General features: G+C 68.7%; 23 protein-coding genes. 13 read left to right on the forward strand and 10 right to left on the reverse strand.

Annotation, left to right across the window (positions count from 1 at the left end; translation table 11 throughout):
• From Q344_RS25935 to Q344_RS0100125, 4 genes are all read right to left on the reverse strand, one after another.
• The gene (locus Q344_RS25935) at positions 1-1,584 is read right to left on the reverse strand and encodes an ABC transporter substrate-binding protein (RefSeq protein WP_028284865.1); all 1,584 of its coding nucleotides are present in this window, start codon (positions 1,582-1,584) and stop codon (positions 1-3) included.
• Between the two features lie 36 nt (positions 1,585-1,620).
• Complete coding sequence (locus Q344_RS0100115) at positions 1,621-2,889, reverse strand: aminotransferase class III-fold pyridoxal phosphate-dependent enzyme (RefSeq protein WP_028284866.1); 1,269 nt, start codon at positions 2,887-2,889, stop codon at positions 1,621-1,623.
• Positions 2,890-3,138: 249 nt separating this feature from the next.
• Positions 3,139-4,170 carry a transketolase family protein gene (locus Q344_RS22685; RefSeq protein WP_036538023.1) on the reverse strand — a complete coding sequence of 344 codons (1,032 nt, stop codon included), beginning with the start codon at positions 4,168-4,170 and terminating at the stop codon, positions 3,139-3,141.
• A complete protein-coding gene (locus tag Q344_RS0100125; RefSeq protein WP_028284867.1) occupies positions 4,167-5,033 on the reverse strand; it encodes a transketolase in 867 nt (288 codons plus the stop codon). The genes Q344_RS22685 and Q344_RS0100125 overlap by 4 nt, the downstream gene beginning before the upstream one ends.
• Before the next feature lie 234 nt (positions 5,034-5,267).
• Between Q344_RS0100125 and Q344_RS22690 the strand changes: the two genes are divergently transcribed.
• On the forward strand, positions 5,268-5,987 hold the full coding sequence (locus Q344_RS22690; RefSeq protein ID WP_051630160.1) for a GntR family transcriptional regulator: 720 nt from the start codon (positions 5,268-5,270) through the stop codon (positions 5,985-5,987).
• Between the two features lie 27 nt (positions 5,988-6,014).
• Positions 6,015-6,755 carry an SDR family NAD(P)-dependent oxidoreductase gene (locus Q344_RS0100135; RefSeq protein ID WP_028284868.1) on the forward strand — a complete coding sequence of 247 codons (741 nt, stop codon included), beginning with the start codon at positions 6,015-6,017 and terminating at the stop codon, positions 6,753-6,755.
• 4 nt (positions 6,756-6,759) lie between these two features.
• Here the strand turns inward: Q344_RS0100135 and Q344_RS0100140 are convergent, their stop codons facing one another.
• The 4 genes from Q344_RS0100140 to Q344_RS0100155 are packed head-to-tail and all read right to left on the reverse strand — an operon-like array spanning position 6,760 to position 11,697.
• Positions 6,760-7,422, reverse strand: a complete 663-nt coding sequence (locus tag Q344_RS0100140) for a class II aldolase/adducin family protein (RefSeq protein WP_028284869.1) — start codon at positions 7,420-7,422, stop codon at positions 6,760-6,762.
• Positions 7,419-8,678 carry a four-carbon acid sugar kinase family protein gene (locus Q344_RS0100145; RefSeq protein WP_036538026.1) on the reverse strand — a complete coding sequence of 420 codons (1,260 nt, stop codon included), beginning with the start codon at positions 8,676-8,678 and terminating at the stop codon, positions 7,419-7,421. Before Q344_RS0100145 ends, Q344_RS0100140 begins: the two co-directional genes overlap by 4 nt.
• A gap of 37 nt (positions 8,679-8,715) precedes the next feature.
• Entirely contained in the window at positions 8,716-10,383 is a 1,668-nt protein-coding gene (locus Q344_RS0100150) for a N,N-dimethylformamidase beta subunit family domain-containing protein (RefSeq protein ID WP_028284871.1), read from the reverse strand.
• A gap of 60 nt (positions 10,384-10,443) precedes the next feature.
• On the reverse strand, positions 10,444-11,697 hold the full coding sequence (locus tag Q344_RS0100155) for an aminotransferase class III-fold pyridoxal phosphate-dependent enzyme (RefSeq protein WP_084178235.1): 1,254 nt from the start codon (positions 11,695-11,697) through the stop codon (positions 10,444-10,446).
• A gap of 380 nt (positions 11,698-12,077) precedes the next feature.
• Between Q344_RS0100155 and Q344_RS0100160 the strand changes: the two genes are divergently transcribed.
• The 5 genes from Q344_RS0100160 to Q344_RS0100180 all read left to right on the forward strand — a co-directional run bounded on the left by Q344_RS0100160 (position 12,078) and on the right by Q344_RS0100180 (position 16,757).
• On the forward strand, positions 12,078-13,169 hold the full coding sequence (locus tag Q344_RS0100160) for an ABC transporter ATP-binding protein (protein WP_028284873.1): 1,092 nt from the start codon (positions 12,078-12,080) through the stop codon (positions 13,167-13,169).
• The gene (locus Q344_RS0100165; RefSeq protein WP_028284874.1) at positions 13,166-14,035 is read left to right on the forward strand and encodes an ABC transporter permease; all 870 of its coding nucleotides are present in this window, start codon (positions 13,166-13,168) and stop codon (positions 14,033-14,035) included. The genes Q344_RS0100160 and Q344_RS0100165 overlap by 4 nt, the downstream gene beginning before the upstream one ends.
• Complete coding sequence (locus tag Q344_RS0100170) at positions 14,032-14,847, forward strand: ABC transporter permease (protein WP_036538030.1); 816 nt, start codon at positions 14,032-14,034, stop codon at positions 14,845-14,847. Before Q344_RS0100165 ends, Q344_RS0100170 begins: the two co-directional genes overlap by 4 nt.
• Positions 14,848-14,881: 34 nt before the next feature.
• Positions 14,882-15,925: an extracellular solute-binding protein gene (locus Q344_RS0100175; RefSeq protein WP_028284876.1), complete on the forward strand. Its 1,044-nt coding sequence runs from the start codon at positions 14,882-14,884 to the stop codon at positions 15,923-15,925.
• 109 nt (positions 15,926-16,034) lie between these two features.
• Positions 16,035-16,757: a TetR/AcrR family transcriptional regulator gene (locus tag Q344_RS0100180; RefSeq protein ID WP_156954587.1), complete on the forward strand. Its 723-nt coding sequence runs from the start codon at positions 16,035-16,037 to the stop codon at positions 16,755-16,757.
• 6 nt (positions 16,758-16,763) lie between these two features.
• Here Q344_RS0100180 and Q344_RS0100185 read toward each other — a convergent pair whose 3' ends face one another.
• Positions 16,764-17,504, reverse strand: a complete 741-nt coding sequence (locus Q344_RS0100185) for a class I SAM-dependent methyltransferase (RefSeq protein ID WP_028284878.1) — start codon at positions 17,502-17,504, stop codon at positions 16,764-16,766.
• A 122-nt stretch (positions 17,505-17,626) separates the two neighbouring features.
• Here Q344_RS0100185 and Q344_RS0100190 point away from each other — a divergent pair, with 122 nt between their 5' ends.
• From Q344_RS0100190 to Q344_RS0100200, 3 genes are read left to right on the forward strand one after another with little or no spacing between them, the layout of a single operon-like run.
• Positions 17,627-18,763: an ABC transporter substrate-binding protein gene (locus Q344_RS0100190; protein ID WP_028284879.1), complete on the forward strand. Its 1,137-nt coding sequence runs from the start codon at positions 17,627-17,629 to the stop codon at positions 18,761-18,763.
• Positions 18,764-18,807: 44 nt separating this feature from the next.
• Positions 18,808-19,869 carry a FecCD family ABC transporter permease gene (locus Q344_RS0100195; protein WP_028284880.1) on the forward strand — a complete coding sequence of 354 codons (1,062 nt, stop codon included), beginning with the start codon at positions 18,808-18,810 and terminating at the stop codon, positions 19,867-19,869.
• Positions 19,863-20,615 (forward strand): ABC transporter ATP-binding protein, encoded by a 753-nt coding sequence (locus tag Q344_RS0100200; RefSeq protein ID WP_028284881.1) that lies wholly within the window; start codon positions 19,863-19,865, stop codon positions 20,613-20,615. Before Q344_RS0100195 ends, Q344_RS0100200 begins: the two co-directional genes overlap by 7 nt.
• Before the next feature lie 2 nt (positions 20,616-20,617).
• Here the strand turns inward: Q344_RS0100200 and Q344_RS0100205 are convergent, their stop codons facing one another.
• Positions 20,618-21,427 carry a phosphodiesterase gene (locus Q344_RS0100205; RefSeq protein ID WP_028284882.1) on the reverse strand — a complete coding sequence of 270 codons (810 nt, stop codon included), beginning with the start codon at positions 21,425-21,427 and terminating at the stop codon, positions 20,618-20,620.
• Positions 21,428-21,665: 238 nt separating this feature from the next.
• Between Q344_RS0100205 and Q344_RS0100210 the strand changes: the two genes are divergently transcribed.
• The 3 genes from Q344_RS0100210 to Q344_RS0100220 all read left to right on the forward strand — a co-directional run bounded on the left by Q344_RS0100210 (position 21,666) and on the right by Q344_RS0100220 (position 25,095).
• Complete coding sequence (locus tag Q344_RS0100210) at positions 21,666-22,940, forward strand: ABC transporter substrate-binding protein (protein ID WP_028284883.1); 1,275 nt, start codon at positions 21,666-21,668, stop codon at positions 22,938-22,940.
• Positions 22,941-23,014: 74 nt separating this feature from the next.
• On the forward strand, positions 23,015-24,205 hold the full coding sequence (locus tag Q344_RS0100215) for an ABC transporter ATP-binding protein (protein ID WP_028284884.1): 1,191 nt from the start codon (positions 23,015-23,017) through the stop codon (positions 24,203-24,205).
• The gene (locus tag Q344_RS0100220) at positions 24,202-25,095 is read left to right on the forward strand and encodes a carbohydrate ABC transporter permease (RefSeq protein ID WP_028284885.1); all 894 of its coding nucleotides are present in this window, start codon (positions 24,202-24,204) and stop codon (positions 25,093-25,095) included. Before Q344_RS0100215 ends, Q344_RS0100220 begins: the two co-directional genes overlap by 4 nt.
• Positions 25,096-25,101 lie beyond the last annotated feature (6 nt).

The raw sequence follows: 25,101 nt of genomic DNA on the forward strand, positions 1-25,101 counted from the left end.
TCAGTTCCGCGAGATTTCGGCCAGCGGCAGGTTGCAGCAGGCGGAGTAGCGTACGCCCTCGATGTCGTTCCGGTAGGCGAGCACGAGGTTCGGCGAGACGAGCGGGATGATGATCGCATCCTTCATCATCTCTTCGCCGAGCTTCTGGTAGGCCGCGTCGGCCTCGTCGCCGGCGGAGGCGAGTGCCTGGGCGTAGAGGTCGGATTCGGCCGGGTTCACCACCAGTTCGTCATTGCCGACGCCCGCGCGGCCGACCCAGGGGAAGCCCTCGATCATGCCGAAATAGGCGACATACTGGCCCGAGCCGTAGTAGTCGGGCGCGTAGTAGATCGCCGTCACCGGCCATTCGCCGGTGCCGAGCTCATCGCGCCAGACGGCCCAGGTCAGCGGCTTCAGCTCAAGCTCGACCCCGATGGCGGCGAAGTCCTGCTGGACCTTCTGCATCATGATGTTGAAGTCGACGCCGTAGATGTTGTCGTTCGGATAGCCCGCGACCAGCTTCAGATCCGAGAGCCCGGCATCCGCCAGCACCTGCTTGGCCTTCTCGACATCCTGGCTGCGCGGGGTCAGGCCCGCGGTGCCCGGGAAGCCGTTCGGGATCGGGGCGGCCTGCTTCTCGCCGTTGCCGCCGACGGTGAAGTCGAGCATCCCGTCGTAGTCGATGGCCGAGGCGAGGGCGTCGCGGACCTCGGCGGTCAGCTTGCCGTCCATGCCCTTCGCGCCGGGGATGAAGCCGATGTAGACGAAGTTGTAGGAGGGGATCACCTCGGTCGTCACCTCGGGCGAGCGGATCGATTGCGCCGTGTCAGGGTCGATCTGCATGGCGATGTCGACCTGTCCGGTCTCCAGCGCCTGCGCCTGGCTAACGGCATCCTGGATCTGGGTCACGACGACCTCGGCGAAGGCCGGGGCCTCTCCGTGGTAGGACTCGTTGCGGCTCAGACGCAGCTCGGCCTCGGGCGAATAGCTCGCCAGCTGGAAGGGGCCGGAGCCCGCGGAATTGGCGAGGAACCAGGATTCCGCCTTGTCGGCCTCGGCCGCCGTGTCGTCCGAGACGGCGCCGTTCGCCTCGGCCACCTCGGCGTTGATGATGCCGGTGTAGGGGGCGGAGACCTTGTTCAGGAATTCCGAGTTGGGCGCGTCCACGGTGAATTTGACCGTCTTCGCGTCCACCGCTTCGGCCGAGGTCAGCCCGTCCATCAGGAACGAGGGCGAGCCCTTCACGTTCTTCAGCCGGTTGAAGGTCCAGATCACGTCCGAGGCCTCGACCGGAGAGCCGTCGGCGAAGGTCGCGTCCTTCAGCTTGAAGGTGAATTCGGTGAAGTCCTCGTTGACCTCCCAGCTTTCGGCGAGGTTCGGCACCAGCGACTGGTTGTCCGGCGCAAGCGTCACGAGCGTCTCGTAGACCGCCGTCAGGTAGAACTGGCAGGTGTCGCAGAAGGCGCGGCTCGGATCGAGCGAGTTCACGTCCATCGAGCGCGCGATCACCAGCGTGTCGCTGTCCTGCGCGAGGGCCGGCGGCGCGATCAGCGCGCTTCCGGCGAGCATGAGGGCCGCGAGGCCCTTTCGGGGGTGGTAGGTCATTGCGGGGTTCCCTGTCGGCGCATGGTTGTAGACCGCTTATGCCTCCATGAGGGCCATCAGGACCTGCGATGGCTGGAGCGTGTCACGGTTCTGCTTGATCTCCTCGAAGGCGGCGCCTGTCGCCTCGAGGGTCTCGGCGATGTCCGCTTCGGTCATCGCCGCATTGATGAACATGTTGTGGTAGGGGGAGAGGTAGACGCCGCGCTTCATCGCCGCCGCGCAGAAGGCGTAGCCGAGGCGGAAGTCGGGGTCCTCTTCGAACAGCACCATCGGCAGGGTCTCGGGCCCGGTGTGGCGGAGCGTGAAGCCGTAGCCCGTCGCCTGTCCGGTCAGGGCGGAACGGAAGAGCTCTCCGATGATCTGCATGTGTTCGAGGTAATCGGTCTCGCGCACGATCCGCAGCGTCTCGAGCGCGGCGGCCATGGGCACGGCGGAGAACCAGTAGGAGCCGGTGACGAAGATGTTCGCCGCCGCCTCGCGCGCCCGGTCGTTGCCGAGCAGCGCCGAGATCGGCTGGCCGTTGCCCAGCACCTTGCCCCAGGCCGAGAGGTCGGGGCGGACGCCGATCGTCTCCCACGAGCAGTCGCGGGACATCCGGAACCCGGCGCGGACGTCATCCACGACGAGCAGCGCGTCGTGTTCGTCGGCCAGCCGCCGCGCGGCGCGGGCGTATTCGGCATCGGGCAGGGTCTGGTCGTGGAACGTGTCGTGCCGGAAGGGCGTGGCGAAGATCCCGGCGAGGTCGTCGCCCGCCTGCTTCACCGCGTCGGCCAGCGCCTGCGGGTCGTTGTAGGTGTAATAGATCAGGTGCGCGCGATCCTCGGCCACCACGCCGCCGGGGCGCGGCGTGCTCCAAGGCAGCGAGCCGTGATAGGCGCCGGTCGCCACCAGCACCTTGCGCTTGCCGCGATAGGCCCGCGCCGTCATCAGCGCCATGGTCGTGGCGTCCGATCCGTTCTTGCAGAACATCGCCCAATCGGCGTGGGAGATCATCCCGACCAGCGCCTCGGCGAGGTCCACGATCAGCGGCGAGGGGCCGGTGGAGGTGTCGCTCAGCGCCTGCTGGCGTTCGATGGCGGCCATGACCCGGGGGTGCTGGTAGCCCAGCAGGTTCGGGCCGTAGGCGCACATGAAGTCGATGTAGGTGTTGCCATCGGCGTCGGTGATCCTGGTGCCGTCCGAGCGGGTGAAGAACTGCGGGAAGCCCTCGGGCATGAGGACGGTGGACTGGTGGCCGTACATCCCGCCCGGGATGACCTGGGCTGCGCGGTCGCGCAGGGCGCGGTCCTTGGCATTGCTCCACATGGCGATCGCCGTTTCCCTGAATTATCTCTAGTTAAAGGAAGCGTAGAGACGGAAATTTCATGCTGCAACTGAAAACTTCCAGACTTTCGCCCGGTATCCGAAACCTGCCCGAAAATTGAGTTAAGTGACGCGAATGCGCGCCAGAAGCGGCGGGCTTCACGCCGCGGCACCACGGACATCCGGGCGGCTGCCGCCGCCCGAAGTTTAACATAGATTATTCAGCTATCTCGGGCGAGAGCCCGAGACGCTTCAGCCCCGGGCCTTCAGGAACTCCCGCGCGACGGCGGTCACGCCGGGCGCGTCGAGCCGGTAGGCGTCGTAGAGCGCGGCGGGGGGGCCGACCTCGACGTAGCGGTCGGGCACGCCGTGCTTGAGGAAGGGCAGGCGGGGCAGGTCGACCAGCACCTCGGCCACCGCGCTGCCGAGGCCGCCGGTGATGTTGTGCTCTTCCACCGTCATGATCGCGCCGGTTTCGCGGGCGGCCGATTCGATCTCGGCCCGGTCGAGCGGGCTGATCGTGTGCATGTCGACCACGCGGACCGAGACGCCGTCCGCCGCCAGCGCCTCGGCCGCGTCGAGCGACGCCCGCACCTGGCTGCCGGTGGCGACGAGGGTCAGGTCGGAGCCCTCGCGCAGGCGGATCGCCTTGCCGATCTCGAGCTCGGGCACCTCGGCATAGACCTCCGGGTCGCGGCCCCGGCCGAGCCGGATGTACATCGCCCCCGGATGATCGACCGACTTGCGCAGCACCGCGCGCAGGTGGTTCGCGTCGGTCGCGCAGATCACCGTCAGGTCGGCCATCACCCGCAGCATCCCGAGGTCCTCGAGCGCGTGGTGAGACGAGCCGTAGAAGCCCATGGACATGCCCGAATGCGTCCCGATCACCCGCACCGGCATCTTCGGATAGGCGCAGTCGGTGCGGATCTGCTCGGCGCCCAGGATGGCGGCGAAGCTCGCGAAGGTGGCGACGTAGGGGACGAGGCCGCAGGCCGCCATGCCGGCGGCGGCGGTGATCATGTTCTTCTCGGCGATGCCGAAGTCGAAGAACCGCTCGGGGTGGACGTCCTTGAAGTCGTTCGTCCGGTTGGCCGAGGCGAGGTCGGCGGTGGCGACGACGATCCGGTCGTCGGTCTTCGCCAGCTCCGCCAGCTCCTCGCCCAGCACGAAGGCCGGCATGCCCGCCCTGGGCGTGCCCCGGACCGAGCGGTGGTCCTTGAACCGGGTCGCGCCCTCGGTCGTGCCGCGGAAGATCTCCGCCTCGTTCTGCATTTCGGTGCTCATTCCGCGGGCTCCGGTTCATAGGGCTGAAGCCCGGCTTCCAGTTCGGCCATGACCTCGTCGTAATCCTCGCCGACGAGGTTCCCGACATGCCAGTCGAGCGACATCTCCATCCGCTTCACGCCGCGGCCCTTCACCGTGTCGAAGACGATCGCCTGCGGCTTGCCGGTGGTGCCCTCGGGCAGGGTCTCGAAGGCGCCCATGACGGAGGGAAGGTCGTGGCCGTCGACGCGCTGCACGTCCCAGCCGAAGGCGGCGAAACGGTCGTGCACCGGCTCGATCCCCATGATGTCCTCGGTATGGCCGTCGATGCTGAGGCCGTTCCGGTCGAGCAGGATCACCAGGTGGCCGAGCTGGAAATGCCCGGCCGAGATCACCGCCTCCCAGATCTGGCCTTCCGAGATCTCGCCGTCGCCCAGCATCACGTAGGTGCGGTAGTCGCGGCCCTGCATCCGCCCCGCCAGCGCCATGCCGACGCCGACCGACAGGCCGTGGCCGAGCGAGCCGGAGGAGAAGTCGAGCCCGCGGACCTTCTTCATGTCCGGATGGTCGCCGTAGTTCGACCCGAGCCGGGTGTAGGTGTCAAGCTCGGACGGGTCGAAATAGCCGAGATCGGCGAGCACCGGGTAGAGCCCGATGGCGGCGTGTCCCTTCGACATGATGAAGCGGTCGCGGTCGGGCCATTTCGGGTCCGACGGCTCGATCCGCATCTGGGCGTAATAGAGCGCCGCGAGGATCTCGGCGCAGGAGAAGGTCGAGGAATAATGCCCCGCCCCGGCGATCCGCGTCAGCCGGACGGTTTCGGTGCGGATGAACTTCGCCCGGTCCTCGAGGACGGCATAGTTCACGTTGGAGCGGTGAGTCATCGGCGCCCTGTCTCCTCGTTTCTTGACGCCTTTCTGATATATCAGCCGTGCAGTCCGATCAAGCATTCTCGCAGTGCTTCGGCCATTTTCACGCGATGCGGTCATATTTTTCTGTCATTCCCGCCATTTGTGATATATCACCACACCGCCCTCCCATGGTGGGGGCTTGCAAGGTCGGTCCGGGTGCGCGATGCGGCGAAGAGGCCCGGTGCAGACAGAGATGGCGGAGTGCTCATGAACGAGGTGACGGTCGAATCGGAGACCGGGGACAAGTCCCTGCCGCTGTCCGAGATCGTCTATGCGAAGCTGCGGCGCGCGCTGATGCGGGCCGAGCTGAAACCGCATGAACGGCTCAAGGTCCGCGACCTCGCCCAGAAGATGGGAACCTCCGAGACACCCGTGCGCGAGGCGCTGTTCCAGCTGGCGCACGAGGGCGCGATCGAGATCCGGCCGCGCTATTACATCCGGGTGCGGCGTCTGACGCTGGCCGAATATACCGAGGTGCGCGACATCCGCCTGCAGCTCGAACCGCTGGCCGCGGAACGCGCCCTGCCACATATCGACGATGCCGCCATCGACGCGCTGGCCGCGACCCACGACGCGCTCGTCGCGGCCGAGGCGCGCGGCGACTGGCAGACGGCGCTGCAGAGCAATTTCGACTTTCATTTCGGCCTCTACACGCGGTCCGGCATGCCGACCCTGACCGAGGTGCTGGAGGGGCTCTGGATCCGGATCGGCCCGCTCCTGAGCGAGCTCTACCCGGACGCGCATCCGACCTATTCCGAGCGGCACCAGCACCTGAACGTGCTCGACGCGCTGCGCGCCCGCGACGCCTATGCCCTGCGCGAGGCGATCCGGATGGACCTGATGGAGGGCGGGCGCAACCTGCGCCAGCACCTGATGGAGTACGAAGCCGCCGCGGCGGCGCAGGCCGGGACGCGCCGCCGACGCTAGGCGCGGCCATTCTCCGGGAGGCAGGGCATGATCATCGTGACGGGCGGGACCCACGGCATCGGGCGCGCGGCGGCCGGGATCCTTCTGGCGGAGGGGCGCGAGGTGCTGATCGCGGGCCGCGACGCCGCAACCGGAGAGGCGCTGGCCGCGGCGCATGAGCGGCTGCATTTCCACAGGACCGACGTGTCGGTCGAGGCCGAGTGCCGGGCGCTGGTGGACCGCGCGATGGACCTGGGCGGCGGGAAGATCGCCGGGCTGGTGAACAATGCCGGGATCGGACGCCGCCACGTCTTTGCCGAGACGACCCTTGCCGACTGGGACGAGGTCATGGCCGTGAATGCCCGCAGCGTCTATCTGATGACGCGGCTCGCGCTCGACGGGCTGGTGGCGGGGCAGGGGGCGGTGGTCAATGTCGCCTCCATCGCCGGGAAGGCGGGCGAGGAGGAACTGGCGATCTACACCGCCTCGAAGGCCGCGGTCATCGGGCTGACGCAGGCGCTGGCGCTGGAGCTGGGGCACCTCGTGCGGTTCAACGCGGTCTGCCCGGGCCAGATCGGGACGCGGATGATGGGGCGGGTGCTGTCGGACGACCGGCGGCGGCAGGAGCTGGAGCTGCGGATCCCCGCGGGCCGCATCGCCCGGCCGGAGGAGGTGGGCGATGTGATCGCCTGGCTTCTGTCGGAGCGGTCGTCCTATGTGAACGGCGCGGTCCTTCCGGTCGACGGGGGCGAGACGGCAGGGCTGCGGACACCGCGCCACCCGGAGTGAGGTCTCAGCCCTTCGCCGTGCCGGGCTTTCCGTAGCCGTAGGATTTGTAGGCCGCGTGGACCTCGTCCATCTCCGCGCCGCTCAGCAATGTCACCGCGCCCATGGTCCGGGCGAGCTGGTACTGGCGCGCCAGCACCTCGAGCTTTTCGGTCAGGTCGAAGGCCGCGCCGAGGCTGCCGGCGAGCGCGATCATCCCGTGGTTCGCCATCAGGCAGGCGCGGTAGGTCGTGCCCATGGTCTCGGCCACCGCCTCGGCCAGCTCCGGGCCGCCGAAGGTGCGGTAGGGGGCGCAGGGCACCTCGTTCCCGCCGAAGGAGGCGACCATGTAGTGGAACGCGGGCATCGGCTCGCGCAGGACCGAGAGCGCGACGCAATAGGTCGGGTGGGCGTGCACGATCCCCTGCGCCTCGGGCCGGTTGCGGTAGAGCGCGGCGTGTAGCGCCCATTCGCTGGAGGGCTTCCAGTCGCCCCTGAAGCTGCCGTCGAAGGCGACCTCGGCGATCTGGTCCTCGGTCATGCGGTCCGGCGCGATGCCGGAGGGGGTGATCAGCATCCCCTCGCCGAAGCGGACCGAGAGGTTCCCGGCGGTGGCGTTCGAGAGGCCGCGTGTCACGGACTCGCGGCTGTAATGCACGAGCGCCGCGCGGATCTCTGCTTCGGTTTTCATCGGCTTCCCTCTTCGATTTCCTCGAGCGCGCGGAGCAGGACATCCGTCGCGCCGAGCTTGCCGGATTTCAGGAAGAACGACACCGGGTCCGGCCCTTCCGAGACGCAGAACCCGCCGCCGTTCGGCCCGCGCGGAAAGGGGCGGACGGAGCGGATGCCGAGCGCGGTGACGATGGAGCCCGAGGTCTCGCCTCCGGCCACGACGAAGCGCCGGACGCCGCTCGCGTGCAGCCCCTGCGCGACCCGTGCGAGGATGCGCTCCGCCAGCCGGGCCGCGCCGAGCCGGCCAAGCGCGGCCTGCGCGGCCTTGACGCCGGACTCGTCGGCGCAGGTGGTGATCCCGAACGGCGTCCCGATCCGGTCCGTGGCCCAGTCGAGCGCCTGTCCGGTCAGCGCCGCTTCGTCGCCGGCCAGAAGGTCCAGCCGCAGCACCGGGTGTTTCGCCTCGAAGGCGGCCAGCTGCGCCTCGGCCACCGGGCCGACGCTGCCGCCCAGCACCACGGCGGGCCCCTGCGCATGGCGCGGCGCGGCGGCGGTCCCCGCGTGACCTCGGCCGAGCGCGAGGCCCAGCGAGATCACCAGCGGATCGCTCGCCACGATGCAGCGGCGGTCGAGGGCGAGCGTGGTGCTCATCTCGACATCGCCCGCGTCGGAACAGTCGAGCAGGACATGCCGGTGCCCGGCCTTCACATGCGCGGCGAGCGTGTCGCGCGCCGTGGTCTCGTCCAGCAGGTCGAGATGCGTGACAAGGCCGAGCGGCGTGGCGGTCTGCCGCGACAGGAACCGCACGAGGTTCGGGTCGGGCATCGGCGTGACCGGGTCGAAGCGCTTCACCGACTCGTTCACCAGCATGCCCTGATAGAACAGGTGGCCCTGGTGGACGGTGCAGCGGAACTCCGGGAAGCCCGCGCTGAAGAGCACCGGCAGGTCGCCGTAGCGCTCGGCCAGCATGTCGGCGGCGGGGCCGATGTTGCCCTCTTCGGTCGAATCGAAACTGGCGCAGGCCTTGTAGGCGACGGTGCCGCAGCCGAGCGCGTCGAGCGCATCGAGGGCGCGGGCGATCTCGGCCTTCGCCTCTTCGACCGGGGTCAGCCGCGTGCGCGCGGCGATGACGACGATCGGCGCCTCCGTGTCGGCCTCGCCTGCCGCGTCCGTGTCGAAGAAGACCGGACATTCGATCCCGGCCTCCTCGAAATAGGAGGCGACCAGCAGCCCGCCGGTGAAATCGTCCGAGAGGATGCCGTAGGCCGGGCTCATGGCCTGCCGTCCCCGTCGCTGTGCATCGCGCCCATCGTCATGCCTCGCCGCCGAACCGGTCGAGCGCGTTGCGGGTGATCGCCTCGGTGAAGGGGTCGCGGCGGGTCAGGCCCATGATCCATTCGCAGGACCCGGCGGTCAGCACCTCGCCCTTGCCGCGCTTCATGCTCGTTACCATGCCCGAACCGTACTGGTAGTTCCGCCGGGCGACGGGCGTCTCCTCGGCGGCCAGCTCCGCCAGCCCGACGAGATCGGAATCCCGCACGTAGTAGCGGTAGCCCGGGCCTTCGTGTTCGTATTCGAACAGCACGGCCGGGCTCATGGCGAGGATGTCGATCCCTTCGGGCACGCCCGGATCGGCGACGGGGTAGGGCAACCCGCGCTCGAAGGTGTAGTTCAGCCCGTCGACCTCGTAGCCGAAGATCCCGGCCTCGGCGCCGAAGACATCGGCATAGCGCAGGTCGGTGCCCTCGAAGACCCAGTGTTCGGGACGATAGACGGTGAACCCGCGCGAGCCGCGCGGCGCGAAGCCGCCCCAGCTTCCGTACATGCCGTGGCAGCCGTTCACCCCCACGGTCGAGGCGCCGGGCCAGTTCACCCCGCCGCTTTCCCACGAGGCGGTGAGCAGGTGCTTTTGTTCGGGGTCGTCGCGCACCGGGTCCATCTTGGGCGCCTTGGTCTTCCAGCAGACCTGCCGGGCGCCGTCCTCCTCCAGCCGGATCTGCCACAGGAAGTTGCCGCCGAAGCGCGAGAAGTTGCCGCCCCGCTCGACGAAATCCTCGACCGTCTTCCGCATGTCCCAGGACCAGTATTCGTCATGCCCCACGGTCACGAGGCAGGTGTAATCGTCGAGGATCCCGGGCCGCAGGTGCAGGTCGGTCTGGGTGATGATGTCGAAGCCGTAGCCCTGCCGTTCGGCCCAGACGGCGAAATGCCGGTCGAACTGGGCCCAGCCGGCGGCGGCGTAATACTGGCCGAAGCCGTGCGAATAGCCCCATTCCTTCGACGGGTAGCCGGGCAGGTCGTTCATCTCGGGGATGCGGTTCTGCGCGATCCGCGCGGCGCCCTTGGGCAGCCAGAGCATCCCGCGCGTCCAGGGCCGGTGCAGGCTGAGATGCGGCGAGCCCTCGTTCCCGTTCGGCCCCCATGTCCCGAAGTAATGGTTCGCGCCGCCCCAGTCGTTGTAGGCGGTCCATGTGCCCGTCGCGAGCATGAAGAGGATCCTGCCCTGCCGCGTCTCGGGCGTCGGGCGGACGACGAAGAAATGGTGCTGGACGAAGCGCTCCCCGTCCTTGCGCATGCAGGTCGACACCACGCGGTAGAAACCCGGGCGCTGCCCCTCGGGGATCGTCCAGGAATGCAGGACCGGCCAGTCGCAGCCGTCCATGTAGGCGGTCTCGGAGGTTCGGGTGAAGGTCCCGGGCAGGTCGAAGGCTTCGTGCGCCATCTCGGGCGCATGGCCGTCCCGGTAGATCTGGAGCGTCCATCTGTCCGCCGTGGTCGAGCCGTGGAACTCGACCGTCTCGCCCGGGTCGTAGGACATCCGGGGCGTGTAGACGAAGACCTCGGCCAGCTCGGGATCCTCGCGCGGCGCCTGGAAGCGGTAGTCCGACAGGAAGTGCTCGTCGCCGTAGCCCTTCCGCACGCCCCAGGGCGCGACGGCATGGGGGCCGGTTTCGGGGAAACGGAATTTCGAACGGGTCATGGCGGCGGCTCCCTATGCCGGGGGGTGGTCAGGTCGGGCGCGGAGCGCGGACGACAGGGATCATGCGTCCGCGCTCCGGTCCCGTGCAAGCGCTGCGAAGGCGTCGTCGATGGCCGAGAGCGCCTCATCGACGACCGCGTCGGTATGCGCGAGCGACAGGAACATGTTGTGCTTGTTGTGCAGGTAGACGCCGCGGGCGAGGGCCTGCTGGCAGAAGGCCTCGCCCAGCTTCGCGTCCGGGTCGTCGGCGAAGTGCATCAGCGGGATCGCCGGCGGGCCGGACATCGTCACCTCGAACCCGTGCCGCGCGGCCGCCTCGGTGAGGCCGGTGCAGAACCGCTCTCCGGCGGCGGCCAGCCGGGCCGGGCCGTCCTCGCGTTCGAGGATCTCGAGCGTCTTGACCGCGGCGGCCATCGGCGCGCCGGAATACCAGAAGGAGCCGGTGACGAAGACCTGCTCGGCGGCGGGGCGGAAACGGTCGTTCCCGGTCACGGCCGAGAGCGGGTAGCCATTGGCGATCGCCTTGGAATAGCCGGCAAGGTCGGGCCGGATGCCGACGTTCTCCCAGCTTCCGCCGAGGTTCAGGCGGAACCCGGCGCGCACGTCGTCGAGCACCAGCGCCGCGCCGGTCCGGTCGCAATGCGCGCGGGCCGCCCGGGCGAAGGCCGCGTCGGGCAGCTGCTGGCGGATGGCGAGGTCATGCTTGAAGGCGGAGGCCACGATGGCGGCAAGGTCGTCGCCCGCCTCGGCCACGGCGGCATCGAGGCTCTCGACGTCGTTGTAGGTGTAGTAGATCAGGTGCGCCCGGTCCTCGGCGGTGACGCCCAGCACCGAGGGCGAGCACCAGGGCACCGCGCCGTGATAGGCGCCCTTCGCGACCAGCACCTTGCGCCTGGCCGTGCCCGCGCGGGCGAGCGTCACGCAGGTGGTCATCGCGTCCGAACCGTTCTTCTGGAAGAGCGCCCAGTCCGCATGGGGGATCAGCGCGACCATCTTCTCGGCCAGCCGCACCGCGTGCTCGGTCGGCCCGTCGAGGCAGTCGCCCCGGTCGAGCTGCTCGCGCGCCGCGGCTTCGACCTCGGGGTGCCGGTGGCCGAGGATGATCGGCCCCCAGGAGCACATGAAGTCGATGTAGTCGCGCCCGTCCACGTCCCGCACCCGCGCGCCCTCGCCGCCCGCGAAGAACTGCGGATAGCCCTCGGGCACCGCGGCGGCGCGCATGTGGCCCCACATGCCGCCGGGGATCACGGAGGCCGCCCGCCGGCGCAGCTGTGCGTCCAGGCTGTTCGGCAGGTCTGGGCTTGCGTCGGTCATCCGTGGCTCCGTCTCTGGTCATGTGCGCGTGCCGGGCTCGGGCGGGCGCCGTTATTCGATATACCAAAAATCCGAGTCTGAGGGGCTTCGTCAAGACGTACTTCTCATTTAGATGGAGATTATTCAGGAATACGCAGGCCCTCGCCGACGGCGCTCGATCTTTGGAAATTCGGCGTATTTTCCCGGAATATAGGGCTTTTGTCCCGCACCAGAGTCTCCGATGGTGCGAAGAAGCCGGCCGAAAAAGCCTCAAAACTCCGCCCGGAAACCCTATGACTGCACCTCATCCGAGCACCCCAAGCTGAAATCAATTGTCACATCTGCTATATCATGCCTATGATTCTCACCACGACGTGAGCAAGAATCGAAGTGGGGACCACATGGCGAATGGCGCGCAGACCACCGCGGGGGCCGAGATCACGGTGCGCGGGCTGGAGAAGAAATTCGGTCAGCTCAAGGCCGTGGACGATCTGTCGCTCGACATCCCCAGCGGAGAATTCCTGGCGCTGCTCGGCCCCTCGGGGTCCGGCAAGTCGACGGTGCTGATGATGCTCGCCGGGTTCGAGGTGCCGACCGCCGGGGCGATCACCATCGACGGGCGCGACTGCACCCGGCTGACGCCGCAGAAGCGCAACATCGGCATGGTGTTCCAGCATTATTCGCTGTTCCCGCATCTCTCGGTCATCGACAACGTCGCCTTCCCGCTGAAGATGCGCGGCGCGTCCCGGGCCGACCGGCGCCGCCGCGCCGCCGAGGCGCTCGAGGTCGTGCGGCTCGAGGGCTACGGCGACCGGATGCCCTCGCAGCTCTCCGGCGGGCAGCGGCAGCGCGTGGCGCTGGCGCGGGCGATCGTGTATCAGCCCCGGCTTCTGCTGATGGACGAACCGCTCTCGGCGCTCGACAAGAACCTGCGCGAGGAGATGCAGCTCGAGATCAAGCGCCTGCACTCCGAACTGGGCGTGACCGTCGTCTTCGTCACCCACGACCAGGGCGAGGCGCTGACCATGGCCGACCGCGTCGCGATCCTGCGCGGCGGGCGGATCCAGCAGATCTCGGCCGCGCGCGAGCTTTACGAACGCCCGGCGAACCTGTTCTCGGCAGGGTTCATCGGCGAGATGAACATGATCCCCGCGCAATGGGACGGCAGCGGGCTGATGCTGGCGCAGGGCGACCGGCTGGCGCCGCCCGAGGCCGCGCTGATCGGTGCGGTGCCGTCGGGCGTGGCCACGCTCGCGATCCGGCCGGAACGGCTGCGGGTCTCGGCGCCCGACGCGCCCGGGGCCCTCGCCGCCACGCTGGAGGAGGTCGTCTATGCCGGGGCCGGCACGCTGCTGATCGCCCGCCTCGCGGACGGGACCGAGATCCGCGCCCGCGTCCCCTCTGCCGGGCTGCCGCGGCTGGCCGAGGGCGAGCGGATCGGGCTGACCTTCGATCCCGACGCGCTGCTGGTCTACGGCGAGGCGGCGGCATGAGCATGGCCGGCTTCCTCCAGCCCGACGGGCGGAACCTCTCGAAGGCGGGGATCCTGCTGCTGATGGCGCCCTTCTTCCTGCTGATCGGCTTCGCCTTCCTCTACCCGCTGCTCAGCCTGCTCTCGATCTCGGTCACCGAGCCGCAGACCGGGCTGCAGAACTACGAGCGGATCCTCGACACGCCGGTCTACGGCAAGGTCCTTCTGCGGACGCTGTGGATCGCGCTGCTGGTGTCGATCCTGTCGCTCTTCCTCGCCTTCCCGGTGGCGATGGCGATGGTCTCGTCCTCCGGCGCGATGGCGGTCTTCATCACCGCCTGCATCCTCTTGCCCTTCTGGTCCTCGGTGCTGGTGCGCACCGCCGCCTGGGCGGTCCTGTTGCAGCGCAACGGGATCGTCAACGACCTGCTGCAGGCGATCGGGATCATCGACGCGCCGGTCAGGCTGCTCTACACGCAGGGCGCCGTCGTGGTCGCGATGACCCACGTGCTGATGCCCTTCATGGTGCTGCCGATCTACGGCGCGCTCAGGAACATCCCGCCGGATTACGGCCGCGCCGCCGCGATCTGCGGGGCGGGGCCCCTCCGCAGCTTCTTCGAGGTGACCCTGCCGCTCGCCATGCCCGGCGTCCTGGGCGGCTTCATCCTCGTCTTCCTGACCGCGCTCGGCTATTTCATCACCCCCGCGCTGCTCGGTTCCCCGCAGGAGATGATGATCGCCACGCTGATCTCGCAGCAGCTGCGCGAGTTCCTCGACTGGCCCTTCGCCGCCGCGCTCGTCGGTGTGCTGACCCTCTTCGTCACCGCGATCACGCTGCTCTTCAGCCGGGTGTTCCGCTTCGACCGGATGCTGGGGGGCCAGGTATGAGCGGCAAACTCACCCCCGGCCGCCTGATGCTGATGGCCTATGTCTATCTCGTGCTGATCTTCGTGCTGGCGCCGATCGTGGTCATCCTGCCGATGGCCTTCAGCGAGCCCGATTACCTGACCTTCCCGCCCGAGGGCTTCACCTTCAAGTGGTTCGGCGCCTTCTTCGGCAATGCGCGCTGGATGGACGCCTCGGTCTTCTCGCTGAAGATCGCCGTCCTGACCTCGATCGTGACGGTGGTGGTCGGCACCATGGCGACCTATGCGCTGATGCGCGGGGCGGGGCGGCTCGGCACCCTGTTCCAGGGGTTGCTGATCGCGCCCATCGTGGTGCCGCATATCGCGCTGGCGGTCGCGCTCTACCTGTTCTTCCGGCAGACCGGGCTTTCGGGCACCGTCACCGGATATGTCATGGCGCATGCGATCATCGCCATGCCCTTCGTGGTCTTCACCGTGGCCGCCGCGCTCAGTTCGGTGGACGCGACGCTCGAGGACGCGGCGATGAGCTGCGGCGCCTCGCGGTTCGATGCCTTCCGGCTGGTGACGCTGCCGCTGATCCTGCCCAACGTGCTGTCGGGGGCGCTCTTCGCCTTCATCCTGTCCTTCGACGAACCGGTGATCTCGTTCTTCCTCGCCGGCATCCGGGACAAGACCCTGCCGCGCATGATGTTCGACAACATCGAACAGAACCTCACCCCGGTGATCCCGGCGATTGCCGTCCTGCTCACCGGCGTCTCGATCCTCGTTCTGGTCTGTGCCGCGGTCCTGCGGCGCATGGCCCAATCCCGGAGCATCCCCGCGGAAGAGGGGTGATCCGGTCCACCAAGGCAACGACAAGGAGGTTGACATGAAGACGATGAAACGGGCCGGGCTGCTGGCCCTGGCGATGCTGGCGGCCGGAACGGCGGCGCGCGCCGACGAGCTGGTGATCGCCACCACCGGCGGGCTGATGCGCAACGAGATGGAGAAGTGGTTCTACCTGCCCTTCACCGAAGAGACCGGGACCGAGGTGATCCCCTTCGACATCGAGGTTCCCGACCAGTGGGCCCGGGCCGAAGGGATGATCCGCACCGGCAATGTCGAGTTTGACATCGTCACCGCGACCGGTCCGGACCTTGTCGACAAGGCCGAGATGCTGATGGACATCCCCTGCGACACGCTGGAGAACGTCAAGGAATACGCCCTGCCGGGCGCCTGCCAGCCGAAGGGGATCGCCCGGACCACGGGCGGCATGGTCCTGACCTACAACACCGAGACCTACGCCGATAACCCGCCGGAGTCCTGGGCCGATTTCTGGGATGTCGAGACCTACCCCGGCCCGCGCGGCCTGCCCGACACCGGCGACCGCGACTGGTGGCTGCCGACCGTCGCGCTGCTGGCCGACGGGGTGGCGAAGGAGGATCTCTATCCGCTCGACCTCGACCGCGCCTACGCGAAGCTCGAGGAAATCCGCCCGCATATCGCGGTGTGGTGGAAGACCGGCAACCAGGTCCAGCAGATCATGCGCGACAACGAGGTCGCGATGACCATGGCCTATTCCGGCCGCGCGCTGAAGGTGATCCAGGACGGCTCTCCCTTCGCGATGGCCTGGGACGGGGCGATCCGCGACACGGGCTATCTTGCCGTGCTGAAGGGGGCGCCGAATCCCGAGGGGGCGATGAACTTCATCAACTTCTTCTACGGGGCGGCCGACGGGCATCCGGGCTTCATCCAGGCGGTCGGCTACGCGACCTCGTCGACGATCGGCCTGAGCCAGCTGCCCGAGGACGAACAGAAGCTCTACGCCACCTACCCGGCGAACTACGAGGTCCTCGTCGATCCAGACTTCGAATGGATCGGCGCGAACCGCGACGAGCTGCGCGAGCGCTGGACGAACTGGCTTCTCCAGTGACAGACCGGCCCGGGGGCGGCCCCGTCCGCCCCCGGCGCCACGGGATTGCAAACTTGTGGCATGCGGCCATGCCCTCTAGATTGGCGCCGCGTCCGCAGGGAGCCGAACCTTGACCACATCACGAGACTTGCTGGCCGAACTGACCCAGAACCGGCCGATGCGGCGCCGGGGGATCGAACGCTACCACCGCATCCTCGACGCGACCGAAGAGCTGCTGTCGGGCAGCGGCGACGAGGACATCAGCCTCGCCCAGATCGCCGAGCAGGCCGAGATCTCGCTCGCCTCGGTCTATTACTTCTTCCCGAACCGCAATTCCGTCTACGTGGCCCTCGCCCTGCGGTTCAACGAGGAGATCTATGACCGCTCCATCCGCCCGCTGACCGACCCCGAGCCGCAAACCTGGCAGGAGTTGCTGGAGCGCAAGCACAAGGCGGCCGCCGAGTTCCAGAACAGCCGCCCCGCCGCGCTCCGCCTCTTTCTCGGCGCCGGCGTCTCGGCCGCGGTCCGCAGCGCGGATTTCACCGGGAACGCCCGGCTGGCCCGCAGCCGCGCGCGGATGTTCGAGGCCTATTTCGACATCCAGAACATGCCCGACCTGCCGCACTGGCTCGAGATGTCGGCGGCGGCGATGGACGGGATCTGGTCGCTCTCCTACGGCTATCACGGCGTCATCACCGAGGAATATCGCGCCGAGGCGACCGCCTGCGCCGTCACCTACCTGCGCCGATACCTGCCCGAATACCTCGCCCGGATCCCGCTGACGCAGGAGGCGCTGGAGCGGGTGCGCATCGACCTCGACGCGCCGGCGCCCGCGCTCGTCGCCAACGACTGAAGGCCGTCAGGCGCGGCGCGCGCTGATCGCGTAGCGATGTTCGGACCGCCGCAGCAGGGATTTCCGCCATCCGAATTGCGCCGCCTGCGCGCGGTGGATCGCGCCCAGCCTCGTGTCGATGCGCAGATCGCGGAAGCCCGCGGCGCGCATCAGCGCCGCCACCGCGTCGGCCCGCGCCCCGTGCGAGAAATGCACGCGCGAGAGGATGTCGGCGTGCCGCGTGCCGTCGCCATGCGGTTTCGCGGGCGCACGCCGCGCCAGCATCCGCGACAGCCATCCGCGCGAGACGAAGTCGCCATCCACCACCAGCACCTGCCCGCCCGGTGCGAGAACGCGGTGCCATTCCGCGAAAGCGGCGGCGGGATCGACCAGCGTCCAGACGAGGTGGCGGGTCACGATGATCTCCATGCAGCCGTCGGGCAGCATCGTGCGCTCGGCATCCGCTTGCAGGAAGGTCACGCCGGGCAGCTTGGCGCGGGCGCGGTCCAGCATCGGCTCCGCCCAGTCGAGCCCGGTGACCTCGAACCCCATGTCATGGCAGAGGCGCGCGATCTCTCCGGTGCCGGAGGCGAGGTCGAGCAGCCGCCGCCCCCCGGCCGGGCCGAGGTGACGTGCGAAGAGCGCCCGCCACGCCGCCATCTCGGCGCCCTCGGCGATACGGTGGCCGGGGTCGTCGTCGAAGGTGGCGGCCCGGTCGGACCAGTAGTCGCGGATATCGTCGCGCAGATCGCGGTTTGTCAGGGTCATCGTGCTGTCCGTCTTTTGCCGGCTGGCTTCGGCCTATCGCGCGGAGGTGTCAACCGGCATTCTTGACGAAATCAGTCGGAAACCGTAGGGGGGCCATGTCTGATCCAAATGAGGACCCCTTCATGACCCTTCGTTCCGTCCTCGGCGCCTCGGCGCTGAGCCTGATCGCCGCCAGCCTCGCGCAAGCCGACCCCATCACCCTGACCGACATCGCCGGTCGCGAGGTCACGGTCGACGCGCCGGTGGACCGCGTGATCCTCGGCGAGGGGCGGCAGGTCTTCTTCACCGCCGTGCTGGATGGCGACAACCCCTTCGCCCGCGTCGTCGGATGGCGCGACGACCTGCGCCAGGCCTCGCCCGAGAGCTACGAGGCCTATGCGGAGAAGTTCCCCGAGCTGGCCGATATCCCGACCTTCGGCGGCTTCAAGGACGGCACCTTCGACATCGAGCAGGCGGTCTCGCTCCAGCCCGATGTCATGCTGATGAACCTCGAATCGAAGCAGGCGACCGAGGAGGCCGGCTACGAGGAGAAGCTCGCCAAGGTCGGCATCCCGATCGTCTATGTCGATTTCCGCGAGAAGCCCTTCGAGCACACGCCCGCCTCGATGGAGATCATCGGCAAGCTCTTCGGCGAGGAGGACCGCGCGGCCGAGTTCAACACCTTCTATGCCGAGCAGATGGCGCGGGTGACGGACGTGATCGAGGCGCAGGAGAACCTCGAGCGGCCGCTGACCTTCGTGGAACGCGCGGCGGGCTATTCCGAGGATTGCTGCATGTCCTTCGGCGACGCCAACTTCGGCCGCTTCGTGGAGCTGGCAGGCGGCGAGAACATGGCGAGCCCGTTCATCCCCGGCACCTTCGGCACGGTGAACGCCGAGCAGATCATCGCCTCGGATCCCGACCAGATCATCGCGACGGGCGGCAACTGGGAGGCCTATGTCCCCGGTGGCGACTGGATCGGCGTCGGCCCCGGCGCGGACGAGGACGAGGCGCGCCGCAAGCTGGCCGCGCTGATGGAGCGGCCGGGCTTCACCGGGGTGAAGGCCGTCGAGACCGGGCAGGTCCACGCGATCTGGCACCAGTTCTACAACGCGCCCTACAGCTTCGTCGCGGTCCAGCAGCTGGCCAGGTGGATCCATCCGGAGCTCTTCCCCGACCTCGATCCCGAGGCGACGCTGAAGGAATTGCACGCGCGCTTCCTGCCGGTCGACTACCGCCCCGGCTACTGGGTCTCGCTGAGCGGCGACGAAACCAACTGAACGCGACGGGCGGCCTTCGGGCCGCCCTCTGCACGAGGGGCATCATGTCGAGCGTCACCACCGAACCCGCCGCGCAGGCGCTGAATTACCGGGGACTGGTCGCGCGCCGGATCCTCATCCTCGCCGGTCTGGTCGCGCTGCTGGTCCTGTCGGTGGCGACGGACGTCTCGCTGGGCCCCGCGCGCTATGCCCTGCCGGACGTGCTGAAGACGCTCTTTGCGCCGGGTTCGGCCGATCTGCAGATGCGGGTGGTGGTCTGGGACATCCGGATGCCGATGGCCCTGCTCGCCGTGACGGTGGGCGCGAGCCTGTCGCTGGCGGGCGCGCAGATGCAGACGATCCTCGCCAACCCGCTCGCGAGCCCCTTCACGCTGGGCCTGTCGGCCGCCGCAAGCTTCGGCGCGGCGCTGGCCATGGTGCTGGGCGTGGCGGTCTTTCCGGCGGCGGTCGGACTGATGGTGCCGATCAACGCCTTCGCCATGGCGATGGCGGCCTCGCTCCTGATCTTCGGCCTGTCGACGATGCGCGGCGTGACGGTCGAGACCATCGTCCTTCTGGGCATCGCGCTGGTCTTCACCTTCAACGCGGCGCTCGCACTGCTGCAATACTTCGCCTCGGAACAGGCGCTGTCGGCGGTGGTGTTCTGGACCATGGGCAGCCTGACGAAGGCGACATGGGGCAAGGTCGCGATCACCGCCGCCATCCTCGCCATCTGCACGCCGCTCTTCGCCCGCCGGGCCTGGGAGCTGACCGCGATCCGGCTGGGCGAGACGCGGGCCGCGGCCATGGGCGTGCCGGTCAAGCGGCTGCGGCTCGAGGCGCTGTTCCTCGTGGCGCTCTTGGCCGCGGTGCCGGTCTCCTTCGTCGGCACGATCGGCTTCATCGGCATCGTCGGACCGCATGTGGCGCGGCTGTTGCTGGGCGAGGATCAGCGCTTCTTCCTGCCGGGCGCGATGCTGTCGGGCGCGGTGATCCTGTCGGCGACCTCGGTCATCTCGAAGGCGCTGCTGCCGGGCGCGGTGCTGCCCATCGGGATCATCACGGCGCTCGTGGGCGTGCCGTTCTTCGTGGCGCTGATCCTGACGAAAGGACGCAAGGGATGGTGAAGCTGGCACTCGAGGGGCTGGGCGCGCGCTACGGCCGGCGCGAGATCATCGCCGAGGCGACGACGCCCTGGATCGCGGGCGGGACGCTGACCGCGCTGGTCGGGGCGAACGCGGCCGGCAAGTCGACGCTGTTCCGCCGGATGGCCGGCCAGCTGCGCGGGGCAGGGGCCGTGCGTCTGGACGAGGCCGGGGCAGGTGACATCCGCTACATGCCGCAGGACACGGCGATGACGGCGGCGCTGACGGTCTATGAATCGGTGATCCTCGCGCTGAAGCAGGGCGGCGGCGGCTGGCGGCTGACCGCAAGCGAGCTGGCGGCGGTGGACGAGGTGCTGCACCGCTTCGGCATCGCGCATCTGGCCGAGCGGCAATTGCCCGAGCTTTCGGGCGGGCAGCGCCAGTCGGTGTCGATCGCGCAGACGCTGGTCTCGCGCCCGAAGGTGGTGCTGATGGACGAACCGACCTCGGCGCTGGATCTCTACCGGCAGTTCGAGATCCTCGAGGCGCTGCGCCGCTACGCGGCCGAGACCGGGGCCGTGGTGGTGCTGGCCCTGCACGACCTCAACCAGGTGATGCGGGCCTGCACGACGACCATCGCGCTGGCCGGGGGCCGCATCCTCGCGACCGGTCCCACGCTCGAGGTGCTGACGCCCGACCTCATCCGCCAGCTTTACGGCATCGACAGCCGGGTCGAGCGGTGTTCGCGCGGCTGTCCGATGATGATCGTGGACGGTCCCGCGGCCTGATCCTACGGGCCCGCGCAGGGTGTCGTGGTCGCGGCCAGCTCGGCCTCGATCGTGTCGACGCCGTAGCAGGAGACCGACTCCGGCTCCAGGAGGATCACCGCGTAGTTCGGCCGGCCGACGATCCAGTCCGGCGCCGGGTTGCCGAAGTCCTGCCGGAACTGGTGCGCCGGTCCGCGCCCGGCGGTGTAGCCGATCCCGCCGGCGAGGGTGCCGGTCAGCGGGATGTGGATATGGCCGAAGAAGATGTGCCGGATCCCGCCCGGATGCGCGCGCAGGATCTCCATCAGGGCCTGGCGGTCGGTCAGGCCGATATTGTCGAAATGCGCCATCACGTGATCGACCGGCGGGTGGTGCAGGAAGACCGTCACCGGGCTGTCCGCCGCGGCCGCGAGGGTCCGGCGCAGCCAGTCGCGCCGCGTTTCGCAAAACCGTCCGCCGTTCAGGCCCGTCTGGTTGGTGTCGAGGAAGAGCAGCCGGTCATCCGTTCCCGGGATCTCCATCAGCGACTGGACGAAGCCTCCATCGTCGCGGGGCTCGTCGGGGAAGGCCGCGCAGAAGGACTCGCGGTTGTCGTGGTTGCCGAGCAGCAGCCGCACCGGGAAGGGCAGGTCGCCCAGCATCCGCTTCAGCCGCGCGTAGGAGGCCGCATCGCCCCGGTCGGTCAGGTCGCCGGTGAGGACCATGAGGTCCGCATCCGCGTGGTGCCCGCGGGCGTGGGAGAGCACCGCCTCCAGCCGTTCGGCGGGGTCGAGCGCGTGGAGCGTCTCGCCCTCGGGGACGATGTGGGTGTCGGTGACGTGCAGGATCTTCATGCCGGGCCTTCCTTCTAGCTGCGCGCGGTCCTGCCCTCTCGACATGACGGCTGCATGACGGCCGGGGCCGGGGTGGGCAAAAAACGGCACCGTGGGCAAATCTTCACGCAGGTATCACGCAGCTGTCGTCGGAGTGTCGGCAAATCGTCATGTCCCGGGGGCTACCCCTCGCGCCAACCGCCGCGGCGCCATCCGGCGTCCCGGACGCGGCGGCACCGACACCACGAGGGGAACTCTCATGTCCATCCGTATTGCGGCCATCGCGGCCGCCCTTGTTTCCGCAGGCGCCGCGCAGGCGCAGGTCGAGATCACCTGCCTGACCAACGCAGGCCACCTGTCGCGCCAGCACGAGCCGCTGGCCCAGATGTTCAACGAGATGCAGGACGAGGTCCGCGTCACCTATGCCGCGCCGGCCCAGAACTACGCCGACACGCACCTCAAGCTGTTCCGTGCCTCGGCCACGAACACGCTGCCCGATTGCGCCTTCGAGGCCTACAACCAGCTGCCCTCGCTCGCCCGGGCGCTGGCCGAGCGCGGCCAGATCATCGACCTCGGCCAGTTCATGGAGACCGAGGGCGGCGACTGGGTCGCCGACAATTACTCCGAGCAGATGCTGAAACTCGGACAGGTGGACGGCACCCAATACGGGATGCCGTTCAACGCTTCGGTGATCCAGTGGTATGTCAACGCGGACCTGCTGGAACAGGCCGGCACCTCGGTCGAGGACTTCCCGACCGACTGGGACGGCGTTCTGGCGCTGGCCGCGAAGATCGACGCGCTCGGCGACGACATCGAGGGGATCTCCTACGCGGTCGACCAATGGGGCGACGACTGGCCCTTCCAGGTGCTGATCGAGCAGCAGGGCGGCGCGATGCTGAACGATGCGGGCGACGCGGTGGCCTTCGACGAGGATGATCGCGGCCTGAAGGCGATGGAGATCGCCCGCCGCATCGTCGAAGAGGGCGGCTACGACCCGGCCACCGACCTCGAGACGCAGACCACCGCCTTCACCGAGGGCAAGCTCGGGATCTACGCCAACTCGCCCGCCTCGGCCAAGCTGCTGCAGGAACGCGTCGGCGGGGCATTCGACCTCCGCTCGGTGAAGTTCACCGTCTGGGACGATGCCAACGGCACCCTGCCGACCGGCGGCAACGCCGCGATCATGCTGACGCAGGACGAGGCCAAGCAGAAGGCCGTCTGGGAATACTTCAAGTTCCTGACCGGTCCGAAGGGCCAGGAGATCACCGCGAAGAACACCGGCTACCTGCCCACCAACAAGGCCGCGCTCAAGGATGAATACCTCGGCGCCTATTATGCCGAGAACCCGTATTTCGCGACGCCCTCCAGCCAGTACGACCGGGCGGGCGCCTGGTACGGCTACCCCGGCACCCAGTCCGAGAAGATCTGGCGCGAGCAGCGCAGCATCATCCGCGCGGTCATGCTGGGCGAGACCACGCCCGAGGATGGCGCGGCGCAGCTGAAGACGGCCGCCGAAGACCTGATGACGCGCTGAGCCCCCGGCGCAGAGACCATCGCCGGGGGCCCGCGCGGCCCCCGGCATTTCCCCAAGAGACGAACGGAACACCCATGGCCCGGCTCACGCTGACCGACATCCGGAAATCCTATGGCGGCACCGAGGTGCTGCGCGGCATCGACCTGACCGTCGCGGATGGCGAATTCCTGTCGCTGGTCGGCGCCTCGGGCTGCGGCAAGTCCACCCTGCTGCGCATCATCTCGGGGCTCGAGAGCCCGGATGCGGGGAAGATCGCGCTCGACGGGCGCGACGTGGGCAGCGCGACGCCCAAGGAACGCGGCGTGGCGATGGTGTTCCAGGATTACGCCCTCTATCCCCACATGAGCGTGGCGCAGAACATGGCGATGCCGCTCATCATGGCGCGCCTGCCGATGTATGCCCGGCTGCCCGGCGCGCGCTGGCTGACGCCGAACCACCGCGGCACCCGCAGCGGGGTCGCGGCGCAGGTGGAGCGGGTGGCCAGGCAGCTCCGCATCGACCATCTTCTCGACCGCCGGCCCGCGCAGCTCTCCGGCGGGCAGCGCCAGCGGGTGGCGCTTGGCCGGGCGCTGGTGCGCGATCCCTCGCTCTTCCTGATGGACGAGCCGCTGTCGAACCTCGACGCGAAGCTGCGGGTCGAGGTCCGGCGCGAGATCGTCGAGCTGCACCGCGCCTCCGGCCTGACCTTCGTCTACGTGACCCACGACCAGACCGAGGCGATGACGATGTCGGACCGGGTCGCGTTGCTGCGCGACGGCCGTCTTCTTCAGGTGGCAGCGCCCGGCACGCTCTATGCCGATCCGGCCAGCGTCGAGGTCGCGCGCTTCGTCGGCACGCCCGAGATCAGCCTGCTGCCCGCCGTCGCGGAGCCCGGCGGGTTGCGCATCGGCACCGTGCTGGCGCCCTGCGCCCATGGCCTGACCTCCGGCCGCGACGTGATCGTCGGCTTGCGGCCCGAGGCGCTGGCCCCCGTCGGCATGCCTGCGCTGCAATCGCCCGGGGGCCGCGGGCCCCGCCTTCGGCTGGAGCTCGCCGTCGAGGCGGTGGAGGATCTGGGCGCGGAGGTGGTGATCCACGCCCGCCTGCGCGACTTCCCCGATCTCGCCGTCCGGATGCGCAGCCAGAAGACGCTGGAGCGCACCGGCCCCGTGCCTCTGCCGGACCATCTCACCGCCGAGGCCCCGCTCTCCGCGCTGCTGATGTTCGACGCGGAGGGACAGCGCCTGCGCGATCCCGCCCCGGTGCAGATGGCGGGTGCGCAATGATCGGCGGCGCGGAGCGGCTGGCGCGGCGCCAGAGACGGCTGGCCTTCGCGCTGGTCGCGCCGGCCGTGCTGCTGATACTCGTGATCTACGTGATCCCGATGGTGCTCGTGGTGCTGACCTCGTTCACCGACTATTCGCTCGTCAGCAACGGCTTCGACTGGATCGGGCTCGAGAACTACCGGCACATGGCGGAGGACGAGCAGTTCGGCAACGCGCTCCGCAACACGCTGGTCTACGCGCTCGTGTTCCTGCCGGGCGCCTTCTTCGTCCCGCTGTTCCTCGCCATCGCGATCCAGTCGCAGAAGCGCTTCCGCTCGGTCTTCGAGATCGTCTACTTCCTGCCCGTCACCTCGACCCTGACCGCCATGGCGCTGGTCTGGTCGGCGCTGATGGACAGCCGCCAGGGGATCCTCAACAACGTGCTGACCTCGGCCGGGCTGCCCGCGATCAACTTCCTCGGCAGTCCCGACGTGGTGCTCTATTCGCTGGCGGGCATCACGCTGTGGTCCATCATCGGGTTCAACATGGTGCTGTTCCTCGCCGGGCTGACCGCGATCCCGTCGAGCCTCTACGACGCCGCCGAGATCGACGGCGCGAGCCATCCCGTCGACCGCTTCTTCAAGGTGACATGGCCGATGCTCGCGCCGACCTCGGTCTTCGTGGCGGTCACCTCCTCGATCACCGCGTTCAAGCTCTTCGACGTCGTGGCGATCCTCACCCAGGGCAAGCCCGCCCACGCCTCGGAGGTCTTCCTCTACCTCACCTTCCTCGAGGGGTTCGAGTACTTCAACATGGGCTATTCCGCCGCGCTGTCGGTGGTCTTCCTCGGGGTGATCTTCCTCTTCGCGCTGGTCCAGACCCTGCTGGCCGACCGCACCACGCATCACTGAGGCCGC

The sequence above is a fragment of the Pseudooceanicola nanhaiensis DSM 18065 genome (genome assembly GCF_000688295.1).
GTDB lineage: Bacteria > Pseudomonadota > Alphaproteobacteria > Rhodobacterales > Rhodobacteraceae > Pseudooceanicola > Pseudooceanicola nanhaiensis.